General features: G+C 73.6%; 11 protein-coding genes. 7 read left to right on the plus strand and 4 right to left on the minus strand.

The annotated features are described in order from the left end of the window. Window positions 1-30 precede the first annotated feature (30 nt). The 3 genes from ABZ806_RS36435 to ABZ806_RS36445 are packed head-to-tail and all read left to right on the plus strand — an operon-like array spanning window position 31 to window position 5,508. Complete coding sequence (locus tag ABZ806_RS36435) at window positions 31-3,543, plus strand: indolepyruvate ferredoxin oxidoreductase family protein (protein WP_500222601.1); 3,513 nt, start codon at window positions 31-33, stop codon at window positions 3,541-3,543. A gap of 49 nt (window positions 3,544-3,592) precedes the next feature. Next, window positions 3,593-4,864, plus strand: a complete 1,272-nt coding sequence (locus ABZ806_RS36440; RefSeq protein WP_500222603.1) for a protein kinase domain-containing protein — start codon at window positions 3,593-3,595, stop codon at window positions 4,862-4,864. Continuing rightward, entirely contained in the window at window positions 4,861-5,508 is a 648-nt protein-coding gene (locus ABZ806_RS36445; protein ID WP_500222605.1) for a hypothetical protein, read from the plus strand. The genes ABZ806_RS36440 and ABZ806_RS36445 overlap by 4 nt, the downstream gene beginning before the upstream one ends. Here the strand turns inward: ABZ806_RS36445 and ABZ806_RS36450 are convergent. Beyond that, entirely contained in the window at window positions 5,505-6,314 is an 810-nt protein-coding gene (locus ABZ806_RS36450) for a transporter substrate-binding domain-containing protein (RefSeq protein WP_500222607.1), read from the minus strand. The genes ABZ806_RS36445 and ABZ806_RS36450 overlap by 4 nt on opposite strands. Window positions 6,315-6,568: 254 nt before the next feature. On the opposite strand from ABZ806_RS36450, the gene ABZ806_RS36455 reads away from it, so the two are divergent. Then, window positions 6,569-6,997 (plus strand): MarR family winged helix-turn-helix transcriptional regulator, encoded by a 429-nt coding sequence (locus ABZ806_RS36455; protein WP_500222609.1) that lies wholly within the window; start codon window positions 6,569-6,571, stop codon window positions 6,995-6,997. 63 nt (window positions 6,998-7,060) lie between these two features. Here the strand turns inward: ABZ806_RS36455 and ABZ806_RS36460 are convergent, their stop codons facing one another. After that, window positions 7,061-7,288 carry a hypothetical protein gene (locus tag ABZ806_RS36460; RefSeq protein ID WP_500222611.1) on the minus strand — a complete coding sequence of 76 codons (228 nt, stop codon included), beginning with the start codon at window positions 7,286-7,288 and terminating at the stop codon, window positions 7,061-7,063. 110 nt (window positions 7,289-7,398) lie between these two features. Beyond that, on the minus strand, window positions 7,399-8,097 hold the full coding sequence (locus tag ABZ806_RS36465; RefSeq protein WP_500222613.1) for a helix-turn-helix transcriptional regulator: 699 nt from the start codon (window positions 8,095-8,097) through the stop codon (window positions 7,399-7,401). A gap of 134 nt (window positions 8,098-8,231) precedes the next feature. On the opposite strand from ABZ806_RS36465, the gene ABZ806_RS36470 reads away from it, so the two are divergent. Together ABZ806_RS36470 and ABZ806_RS36475 are read left to right on the plus strand one after the other, a co-directional pair. After that, entirely contained in the window at window positions 8,232-8,780 is a 549-nt protein-coding gene (locus ABZ806_RS36470; RefSeq protein ID WP_500222615.1) for a DUF2231 domain-containing protein, read from the plus strand. Next, window positions 8,777-9,208, plus strand: a complete 432-nt coding sequence (locus tag ABZ806_RS36475) for a hypothetical protein (protein WP_500222617.1) — start codon at window positions 8,777-8,779, stop codon at window positions 9,206-9,208. The genes ABZ806_RS36470 and ABZ806_RS36475 overlap by 4 nt, the downstream gene beginning before the upstream one ends. Before the next feature lie 333 nt (window positions 9,209-9,541). Here ABZ806_RS36475 and ABZ806_RS36480 read toward each other — a convergent pair whose 3' ends face one another. Then, window positions 9,542-10,963, minus strand: coding sequence for an MFS transporter (locus ABZ806_RS36480; protein ID WP_500222619.1), 1,422 nt, complete (start codon window positions 10,961-10,963; stop codon window positions 9,542-9,544). 66 nt (window positions 10,964-11,029) lie between these two features. On the opposite strand from ABZ806_RS36480, the gene ABZ806_RS36485 reads away from it, so the two are divergent. After that, complete coding sequence (locus ABZ806_RS36485; RefSeq protein WP_500222623.1) at window positions 11,030-11,521, plus strand: winged helix-turn-helix transcriptional regulator; 492 nt, start codon at window positions 11,030-11,032, stop codon at window positions 11,519-11,521. Window positions 11,522-11,567: the final 46 nt, after the last annotated feature.

An 11,567-nucleotide genomic window follows, 5' to 3' on the forward strand; every position in this document is an offset into this window, starting at 1 on the left:
ACCGCTCAGCTGGAGGGGCTCAATGCAAGCATGAGCACCACCGTTTCCTCTTCTCCGCTCCGCGACCGGCTGGAGCTGGAGCGCGGCCGGATCGCCATCGGCGGCGTGCACGCGCTCGTCCGGCTGCTGCTCGACCAGCGGCGGGCGGACGCCCGGCGCGGCTGGACGACGGCCGGGTTCGTGTCCGGCTACCGGGGCTCGCCGCTCGGCGGGCTCGACCAGCAGCTGATGCGGGACGCGGAGCTGCTGGAGAGCAACGACATCCGGTTCATCCCCGGCGTGAACGAGGAGCTGGCGGCGACGGCGGTCTACGGGTCGCAGCTCGCCGAGCACCTGCCGGGGCCGCGGTACGAGGGCGTCTTCGGGCTCTGGTACGGCAAGGCGCCCGGCGTCGACCGGTCGCTGGACGCGTTCAAGCACGCGAACTGGCTCGGCACGTCCGCGCGGGGCGGGGTGCTCGCGGTGGTGGGCGATGACCCGTCCGCGAAGTCGTCCACGCTGCCGTCGGCGACGGAGGGCGCGCTCGCGGAGGCGTTCATGCCGGTGCTGGTGCCCGCGTCGGTGGGCGATGTGCTGCGGCTGGGACGGCACGGGTTCGAGATGTCCCGGTTCAGCGGCGCCTGGACGGGTTTCAAGGTCGTGACCGATGTCGCCGACTCGCACGAGATCGTGGCGGCGGAGCCGGTGCCCGACCCGGTGATCCCGGACTTCACGTGGCGGGGGCGTCCGTGGAAGCCGACGCGCAAGCCCGGCGTCGATCTGAAGGGCACGACGGCCATCGAGACCGAGGTCCTGCAAGGCCGGCTGCGGGCGGCGACGGCGTACGCCGCCGCCAACGGGCTCGACCGGATCGAGGGCGCGGCGGACGCGACCGTCGGTCTCGTCGCGGCCGGGCGCACCTACCTTGAGCTGCGCGAAGCCCTCGACCGGCTCGGGCTGGACGAGGACGCGCTGGCGCGGCGCGGTGTGCGGCTGCTGCGGCTCGCCCTGATCTATCCGCTGGACGCGGACCGGATCCGCGAGTTCGCGAAGGGCCTCCGCGAGATCGTCGTGGTGGAGGAGAAGCGCGCGTTCATCGAGACGCAGATCCGGGACGTCCTGTACGACCAGGCGGAACGTCCCGCCGTGTACGGCAAGAACGGACCCGGCGGTGCCGGTCTCGTCCCGGCCGACGGCGGGCTGGACGCCGACCGCGTCGTCAAGGCGCTCGCCCGGTTCCTCACCGACCGCGTCGGCGCGGAGCACGTCGACCTGCGCGATCCGGCGCTGACGCCCCGCAAGCCCCAGATCGACCTGCTGGCGCCCGCCCGCACCCCGTACTTCTGCTCGGGCTGCCCGCACAACCGGTCGACGGTCGTCCCGGACGGGTCGATCGCGGCGAGCGGCATCGGCTGCCACGTGATGACGGTCTTCCAGGACCGCAGCATCGGCACGACCCAGATGGGCGGCGAGGGCGCCATGTGGGTCGGCGCGGCGCCGTTCAGCGACACCGGGCACATGTTCCAGAACCTCGGCGACGGGACGTTCTTCCACTCCGGCAGCCTCGCCGTCCGGCAGGCCGTCGCCGCCGGCACGAACATCACCTTCAAGATCCTCTACAACGCGGCGGTCGCGATGACCGGCGGGCAGGACGCCGACGGCGGCTCCGACCCGGCCGCGATCACCCGGATGCTGCACGCCGAGGGCGTCGCGAAGATCACCGTGGTGGCGGACGACCCGTCCCGCTACCCGCGCGGGACCGACTGGGCGCCCGGCGTCCGCGTCCGGCACCGCGACGACCTCGACGCCGTCCAGCGGGACCTGCGCGAGGTCCCCGGCGTGACCGTGCTGCTGTACGACCAGGCGTGCGCGGCGGAGTCGCGGCGCAAGCGCAAGCGCGGCCTCGCCCCCGACCCGCAGGTCCGCGTGCTGATCAACGAGGCGGTCTGCGAGGGCTGCGGCGACTGCGGCGTGAAGTCGAACTGCCTCAGCGTCGAGCCGGTCGAGACCGAGTTCGGGCGCAAGACGCAGATCAACCAGACGTCCTGCAACAAGGACTACTCGTGCGTGGACGGCGACTGCCCCTCGTTCCTCACCGTGATCCCGGGCGAGAAGAAGGCGCGGCCGGCGCTGCCCGAGATCGGTGAGCTCGCCGAGCCCGAGACCCGTCCCGACTCGGCGGACGTCCTGCTCGTCGGCATCGGCGGCACCGGCGTCGTGACCGTCAACCAGGTCCTCGCCACCGCCGCGCTCGTCGACGGCCGGCACGCCCGCGCGCTCGACCAGACCGGGCTCAGCCAGAAGGCCGGCGCGGTCGTGTCGCACCTGCGGATCGGGGACGCCGAGCGGGACCGCCCCGGCATGGTCGGCGCGGGCGGCGCCGACGCCTACCTGGTGTTCGACGCGCTCGCCGGGACGTCCGAGCCGAACCTGCGGCGCTGCGCGCCCGGCCGGACCGCCGCGGTCGTGTCGACCAGCGAGGTCCCCACCGGGCAGATGATCACCGACACGGCGGCGGCGCTGCCGCCGAGCGCGTCGCTCGTCCGGCGGATCGCCGACCGGACGCGGCCGGAGCGCCTCGTCGCGCTCGACGCGCTCGCGCTCGCCGAGCGCTGGTTCGGGAGCACGACCACGGCGAACTTCGTCGTGGTCGGCGCCGCCTACCAGGCGGGCCTGCTGCCGCTGTCGGCGAAGGCGATCGAGGAGGCGCTGGCGCTGAACGGCGTCCAGGTGGCGGCGAACGTGCAGGCGTTCCGGGCCGGGCGGCGGCTCGTCCTGGAACCGGGCCGGGCGGCCGAGCCGGCCCCGGCAGCGGCCGCCGCCCCGAGGCCGCTGGACGCGACCGCGGCGGCCGCGACGCGGCTCGTCGAGGCGTCCGGCGCGGACGGGGAGCTGGCCCGCGTGCTGCGGATCCGCGTCCCCGACCTCGCCGCCTTCCAGGATCTGCCGCTCGCCGAGCGGTACCTGGACGCGGTGCTGCGCGTCGCCCGCGCGGAGCGGGAGACGGGCGCCGGCGGGCAGCGCCTCGCGGTCGCCGTCGCGCGGAACCTCTACAAGCTGATGGCCTACAAGGACGAGTACGAGGTCGCCCGCCTCCACCTCGACCCCGAGCTCGCCCGCCGCGTCGAGGAGCAGTTCGGGCCCGGCTCCACCGTGCGGTACATGCTGCACCCGCCGCTGCTGCGGGCGATGGGGCTCGGGAAGAAGGTCGCGCTCGGCCGGACGGCCCGCCCGGCGTTCCGCGCGCTGCGCGCCATGCGGCGGCTGCGCGGCACCCCGTTCGACCCGTTCGGCGCCACCGCGCAGCGCCGCACCGAGCGCCGCCTCGTCACCGGGTACGTCGCCGTCCTGAACGAGCTGGTCGCGGGCCTCGGCACGGACCCGGCCTCGGGCCGGCACGACCTCGCCGTGCGGATCGCGGAGCTGCCCGACATGATCCGCGGCTACGAGGAGGTGAAGACCGCGAACGTCGCCCGCTACGAGGAGGGCCTGCGCGAGCTGCTCGCCGCGTGGCGCGCCGCCGCCGGGTCGAACCCGGTGCGCGGGGCCGCGCGTACCTCCTGACACGCCGGGGACCACGCCCGGCACGGAGCACGGCGAGGGTGGACGTCCAGTGGAATCGGGCTTGCGGCTGACCGAGCGCTACCGGCTCGTGGAGCGCCTCGACGACGGCGGGACGATGGAGGTCTGGCGCGCCCGGGACGAGCTGCTCGACCGCCCCGTCGCGGTCAAGCTGCTGACGCCCGCGCACGCCGGCCCGCACCCCGCCTTCCAGCGGGGGATCAACCGAGCCGCCGGGCTGTCCCACCCCGCGCTGGAGACGATCTTCGACAGCGACCAGACCCGGGACGCGTCCGGGCGGCTCACGCCCTACCTGGTCACCGAGTTCCTCGACGGCACGACCCTCGCGGACCGGCTGCGCCGCGGCCCGCTCACCGCCTACGAGACCGCCGACGTGTGCGGCCAGGTCGCCGCCGCGCTGGACGTCGCGCACACGGCCGGGGTGACGCACGGCGACCTGGGGCCCGGCAAGGTCGTGCTGCTCCCGGACGAGGTCAGGCTCGTCGACACCGGCATCGGCGGGATCGTCCGCGGCGCCCGGATGTCGGCGGCCGCGACGCCGGCGACCGAGCCCGCGGCGACCGCCGACATCCGGGCGCTGGGCGCGCTCATCTCCGCCTGCGTCGCCCCCGGCGCGTCCGAGGAGCTGTCGGCGCTCGTCGCCCGCTGCCTGAGCCGAGAACCTCCGTCCGCCCGGCAGATCGCCGACCTCCTCACCCGCGACGACGCCCCGCCGAACCGCTGCTTCACCGTCCCGGCGCCCCTCGCCCCACCCCGCCGGACGAAGACCCTGCGCCCACCGTCACGACGGCTCGGCGCTCCGCACTCGCCGCCCCGGCCGACGAAGGCCCAGCGCCCGCCGTCGCGGCCGCATGCCGCCCGCCGCGTTCGGCCGGCCGTGCTCGCTCTGGTCGTCGTGGTGCCGGTTTCGGTGGCCGCTGCGATCCTGGCTTCGGCGCCGCGCACCCCCGTGTCCGTCTCGCCGCCCGTCTCGGGCGGTGTGGCGGCGCCGTCCGCGTCCGAGGCGCCGGGGCGCTCGCCCGCCGTCGAGCCCGCCGGCACGCGGGTGCGGGGTGCGCTCGGCCGGCTGCGGCCGATCGTCAGCCGCGGCTACGCCGCCGGCGAGATCCGCTCCGACGTCGCCCTCGACCTCACCAACGTGATCACCGACCTGGAGAACGACCTCACCGCCGACCGGAACGTGGACGTCGGCCGCCGCGTCGCGCAGCTGCACGACAAGATCGACACGCGGCGGCGCGAACGGGCCCTCACCCCCGGCCTCGCGGACGAGTTGAACCGCGTCCTCGCGACCGTCCGGGCATGACCGCCGGCCAAGGCCCCACCGCCGGCCAATGCCCCGCCGCCGGCGGGGGCCCCGGGCGGTGGCGGCGGGAGGAGATCCGCCGGTCCCGGACCGGCCTCCGCGTCCCGTGGCTCGCGCTCGCGGGCGTCGCCGCCACGATCGCGGCCGCAGCGGCCCTCATCGCGGGGATCGGCGACAACCTCTCCAGCCGGGAGGGCTCGCCCGGCCGCCTCCTGCCGCTGCAGGCGGCGTCCCCGCCCCCGGCGTCGACCGCCGAACCGGACCCGCCCGCCACCGCACCGGCCACGGAGCCGCTCACGAGATCGCCCACCGGACGGCGGCCCGGGACGCCCGCGCCGCCCGAGACCCGTATCCGCGACGCGCTGCTGCGGCTCCGCTCCTCGGTCTACCAGGGCGTCACCGACGGCGACGTCCGCGACGACGTCGGCCTCGACCTCACCAACGTGATCGAGGGCATGCTGCGGCGGCAGTGGTCCCCGCTCGACCGCCGCCGCGCCGACGTCGCCTACCTCCAGCGCAAGATCTCGACCCGCACCCGCGAGGGCGGCATCAGCGGCGGCCGCGCCGAGGAACTGCACCTCATCCTCGACGACGCGACCACCGGCGGCCGGGGCGGCGGCCAGGACCGCGGCGGGGGCGGCTAGACGCAGCCCTCGAACTGCGGAACCTCGGTGATCGACAGGTCCAGGCCGGTGCCGCCGAACCACTTGTTCGTCAGCCGCTCCGCAGTGCCGTCCTGGTACATGCGGGTGATGACGCGGTTCAGCGCCTCGCAGCCGTCGATGTCGCCGCGGCGGAGCCCGATGCCGGTGTTCTGCTCGCTGATCCGGGCGTTGATCAGGCGGAAGCCCCGCCCCTCCCGCCGGATGAGCCCGGCCAGGATCACGTCGTTGGTGGTGATGGCGTCCACCTCCCCCGCCTTGATCATGCGCATGCAGTCGTCGTAGTCGCGGGCGGGCACCGTCCGGGCCGTCATCCCGCTGAGCGCGTGCAGCCGCTGGATCGGGTCCGCGCCCTCGACCGCGCAGAACCGGCGTCCGCTCAGGTCGCGGACGCCCTTGATCCCGCGCCGGTCCGACGGCACGAGGACGTCCTGGTAGGACATGTAGTACGGGCCCGCGAACGCGATCCGCGTCTTGCGCTCGGGCGTGACGGACAGCGTCGCGAGGACGAGGTCGGCGCGTCCCGACGTCAGCGCCGGGATCCGCTCGGACGCCAGCACCGGGATGAACCGGATCTTCTTCCCGAGCCGCTCCCCCACATACCGCGCGACGTCGATGTCGAACCCCACGAATTCGCCGGACCGCCGCAGGCCGAGGCTCGGCAGGTCCGGCCGCACACCCACCACCAGCGTCGACTTCCCGAGCAGCGACCCGGACCGGCCCTGCCCGCAGGCCGCGACCAGCCCGGCCGCGAGCACGACCGCCAGCAGAGCCCGCACAACACCCATCCCCGAACCTCCAGCAGAGTTCCCATTCGGGCATAGCGCTCGTTGTGGGAGCAGCCCCGGAATCCGTGACAGAGACCCTAATTCGTCGGGCGGTGATCGTCACGGATCAGCGCAGCGCGGCGCGGGACTCCGCCCGGTCGGCCGCGGCACGGCGCATTGGTCCGCGTCCGGCGTCCCACCTGCCCGGATACGGCCGGTGAAGTAGCATCGAGGCATCACAGGACGGATTTCCATGCCCATGGACGGGAGTGCGCGTGCAGGAACTCAGCCAGGAGGAGTTCACCGCCCTGCTCGCCTTCCGTACCGGGCTGCGCCGCTACCTGCGCTGGAGCGAGGAGGCGGCGCGGGCGGCGGGGCTGACGCCGGCCCAGCACCAGCTGCTCCTCGCCGTCAAGGGCCACGGCGCCGCCCGTCCGCCCACGGTCGGCGAGCTCGCCGAGTACCTGCTGCTGCGCCACCACAGCACGGTCGAGCTGATCAACCGGGCGGAGAACGCGGGCCTCGTCGGCCGCGAGCGCGACCCCGACGACAACCGGGTGATGCGGGTGCGGCTGACCGCCGCGGCCGACCGCGTCCTCGCCGAGCTGACCCGGGTGCACCTCGCGGAGCTGCGCGACCTCGCGCCGATCCTGGACCGCCTGAGCGCCGAGCTGAAGACCCTGGAGGACCAGCCGGACCGCTGACCCCCTGACCGGCCCGCCGGCCCCGCCCGCCAACCGGCCCCGCCCGCCAACCGGCCCCGCCCGCTAACCGGCCACGGCGGCGATCACGCCGAGCGCGGTGATCGACACGATCAGCACCGCCGTCAGGACCCAGCACAGCCTCCGGCTCGGTTCCAGATGCTCCCGGCGCGGCGGCGTCTCGGCCGCCGACAGGCGGTTGAACACCGCGAAGCGGGCGGCGAGCTCCCGGTCCCGGCACAGCTCCATCTCGATGAGCGCGAGAACACGGCTCTCGTGCAGCGGCAGGCTCATCGTTCCTCCAGCCCGATCGACTTCGGCTACAGCGACGCTCCTTAGTGACTTACCGGGAGAAGCAAGATCTATCGCCCGGATCCAGAGCCATCTGCCCTAAAGCGGGCGGATCACTCGTCGCGCGGGCCGAACTCGACGCAGCAGTACCCGGAATGCGGGGCGAGGTCGGCCCGCACACTGGAGGCCCCCAGGCCGTCCACCACGCCGGACAGGAACGCGTGGTTCACCCCGCAGACGAGGCCCGGGTCGTTCCCGGCCATGGGGTGGAACGGGCAGTTGCGCAGCCGCAGCCGCTTCGGGCCGTCCCGCTCGGGTTCGAACCCGTACCGCTCCAGGAGCTCGGCCGCGCACGTCAGAGCGCGCTCGGCGCCCAGCCGGCCGCCCCGCACGGGACGGCTCTCCGCCGCGCCGAGCGCGCGCCCCCGCTCCCCGGCGGCCCGGAACGCCGCGTCCTTCCCGCTCTCCCCCGGCTCCTGGTCGCGGACGGCGTCCAGCAGGATGCTCGCGAGCAGCCCGTGCTCGCGCTGCGGGATGCTGACCCGCACGTCCACGCCCGACGGCTCGTACACCTTCGGCGCCCGGCCCACCCGCCGGACGCCCGCCGGGTTGGCGTAGCGGGCGCACAGCAGCCCGGCGTCGACGAGCTTGTCCAGGTGGAACGCGGCCAGCTTCCGGGAGATGCCGACGCTCGCCGCCGCCTCGTCCCGGGTCACCGGCGCCTTCGCCGCGCGGATGAACGCGTACATCCGGCGCCGCAGGTCGTCGCTGAGGATCGCGGCGGCCTCCAGCCCGGCGGAGTCCGAAGTCACGCCCCCACCCTAACCCGCGATCGCCATAACGCCCAAAAAACCGCTCGAAACCGGACGACATCCCGCCCGACCACGACACCATTGACTCATGAGTGCTATAACACCAATACTTGTTGGTGAAATAGGAGGTCGTCATGGACGATCCGCAGCTGCAGTCGAAACGGCCGGTGAGCGCGCTGGCCGGCGGCTACGGCCACCCCCTGCACCCGATCCTCGTGACGGTGCCGATCGGCGCGTGGGTGGCCGCCCTCGTCTTCGACATCGCCTCGCACCTGGTCGACGACCCGGACTTCCTGGCCAAGGGCTCCCTGTGGCTCATCGGCCTCGGCGTGGCGGGGGCGCTCGCCGCCGCCGCGACCGGGTTCCTCGACCTGCTCGCCGTCCCGCCGGGCACGCGCGCCTTCCGCACCGCCCTGGTCCACATGGCCCTGAACCTGGCCGTGACCGCCGCCTACGCGGCCGGTTTCGGCTGGCGCCTCGGCGACGTCACCGGCCCCGTCGCCCCGGGGCCGATCGCCCTGTCGGTCGCGGCCCTGGCGGCCCTGACCGTCTCCGGCTTCCTGGGCGGCAAGCTCGCCTACCGCTACGGCGTCCGCGTGGCCGACGAGACCACCCAGTCCGAGGGTTTCGCCCAAGCCGAGCCCGCATCCCGTCCCAGCACCCCCCAAGGAGAGAACGCATGACCATCGCCGCACTCGTCACCTGGCTGATCACCGCCGTCGGCGGCTTCTACATGCTCGGCACCTGGATCGCCCGCGGCGGCGTGCGCGGCGGGACGTCCCGCCTCCCCGTCCCGGTCATCTTCGGCCACTTCCTGCTCGCCGCCGTCGGCCTGGTGGTCTGGATCATCTACGCACTCGCCGACACCGCCGCCCTGGCCTGGACGGCCTTCGGCCTCCTGCTCCCGGTGGCTCTGCTCGGCTTCGTGATGTTCTTCCGCTGGCTCGCGGTGACCCGTACCCCGTCCGTCCGCACCGCCGCGGGCGCCCCCGGCTCCGCCCAGGCGGCCGAAGCCCCGGAGCGCTCCTTCCCGCTTCCGATCGTCCTCGGCCACGGCCTCTTCGCCGTGGTGACCCTGATCCTCGTCGTCCTGTCAGCCCTTCAAGCCTGAGCCGACAACCGCAACCGGCACCGCAACCGGCACCGCAACCACGCAACGACCCCAACCGTCGCGATCGCGACCGAAGGCAGGTTCGAGCGAAGCGAGAACCTGATCGCGCAGCGAGCCGCTAGGCGAGTCGGATGCGATGCAGCGATCGCACCGTGTTTTTCGACGATGGAGGGCCCCCAGGGCCCGAAGGAGGAGAAAAATACGAAAAATACAGTGAGCACCTCTGGCCATGAGGTGCTCACTGTGGGTCGGGCGGTCGGGCGAACCGGGCCTTGCGGTCCGGGTCAAGGCTTCGTCCGATGCCCGCGTTTCTTGGTACTTGTCAAGGCGAGGTTAGGTTCCGGCGACCACTTCCTTCTCTGGCTCGGGGACGGTCGGGGAAGGCCGAAGGCGGCGCGGGGTCATGCCAAGGGCGGCGATCGCTGCGATCACCATGAACCCCGCGACCATCAGCCAGGCGTCGACGTAGGCGGTGTGGGCCTCGGGCCAGCCGCGCGGCGTGCCGAGGGCGGCGACGGCGAGGCTGACGCCGAGGACGGTGCCGATCTGCCGGCTCATGTTCACCACGGCGCTGCCGGTGGCGTAGCGGTGCGGCGGCAGTTCGACGGCGGCGGCCGACAGGATGGTGGGGAGGGCGAGGCCGACGCCGATCCCGCCGATGAGCCAGCCCGGCAGCAGCTGCGACGCGTAGGCCGGTGCCGGGCCGAGGCTCATCGCGATCATGACGACGCCGAACGCGCACAGCATGCACCCGACGGCGGTGATCAGGCCGACGGGGACGCGGGCCGCGGCGAGGCGTCCGGCGATGAGCGCCATGATGGGGACCATCAGCGGACCGGGCGCGACGGCGAGCCCGGTCCTGATGGGCGAGTAGTGCCAGACCTGCTGCATCCACAGCACGCCGAGCAGCAGGTTCGCGGCGAACGCGACGGTGAACAGCAGGACCGCGGCGTTCGACCAGAAGAAGGTGCGGACGGCGAGCAGCGCGGGCTCGATGACCGGCGCGGGGTGCCGCAGCGAGCGCAGCCAGAACCAGGCGAGGCCGAGCAGCGCGGCGCCGATCACCACGGTGGTCCGCTCGCCGGGCCAGTCGTTGATCTGCACGAGGCCGAGCGCGAGGAGCGCGATCGCGCCGGTCAGCACGGCGGTGCCGGGCAGGTCGGGGACGCGGGCGGTGACGCCCTCGCGGGAGTCGGGGACGAGCCGCAGCGCGAGCACGACCGCGGCGATCCCGATGGGCACGTTGACCTCGAAGACCCAGCGCCAGGAGACGTCCACGAGGACGCCGCCGATCGCGGGGCCGGCCGCGGCGGCGATCGCCGAGGACGCCGACCAGATCCGCACCGCGCCGCCGCGGCGCGCCGCCGGCATCGCCGACAGCAGCAGCCCGAGGCTGGTGGGGATGAGCGCGGCGGCGCCGGCGGCCTGCAGGACGCGGAAGCCGACGAGCCACCACAGGTCCGGGGCGGCGGCGCACGCCTGGGAGGCGAGGGTGAAGACGGTCAGGCCGAGGACGAGCCCGGCCTTGCGCCCGTACCGGTCGGCGAGCCGGCCGAGCGGGACGAGCAGCGCGGCGAACACGATCGCGTAGCCGTTGAGGACCCAGGACAGGTCGGCCATCGGCGTGCCGGCGAAGTCGCGGCCGATGTCGTCGAAGGCGACGTTGACGATGAACAGGTCGAGGCCCGCCATGAAGGAGGCGACGGAGAGCACCGCGAGGACGGGACCGGTGCGTACCTGACTTTGTTTCACCATAGTCAGGGACGCTAGCGCCCGACCTGACTTTGGTCAAGCGAAGTCAGCAGGTTTATAGTGGGTCGCGTGACAATCGCACTTGAGGGGCACTTCGCCGACCGCGACGCCTGGTCGATGCAGAACTGCCCGGTCGCCCGTACCCTGGCCGCGCTCGGACCGCCGTCGGCGGTGCTGGTGCTCAGCGAGGCGTACTTCGGCACCAATCGATTCGGCGACTTCGTGCGCAACCTCGCCATGACCGAATCCGCCGTCACCGCCCGCCTGCGCCACCTCGTCAAGGCCGGGCTGCTCACCCGGGAGCCGTACCAGGAGCCCGGCCAGCGCACGCGCTACGAGTACCACCTGACGAAGATGGGCCTGGACCTCGCGCCCACCCTCGTCAGCCTCATGGAATGGGGCGAGACGTACCTGCCCAACGAGGAGGGACGCCAGGTCATGCTGACCCACGCCCGCTGCGGCGAGCGAGTGACGGCCCAGGTCAGATGCGCGGACGGCCACGACGTCGGCGTCGACGAGATCATCATGCGCCCCCCCGCCCCCGGAGAGGACCCCCGTTGATCTGCGGCGTGTTGTTGTTATGGCGGGCCGGATAACAACAACACGC

Source organism: Spirillospora sp. NPDC047418, assembly GCF_040643275.1.
GTDB lineage: Bacteria > Actinomycetota > Actinomycetes > Streptosporangiales > Streptosporangiaceae > Spirillospora.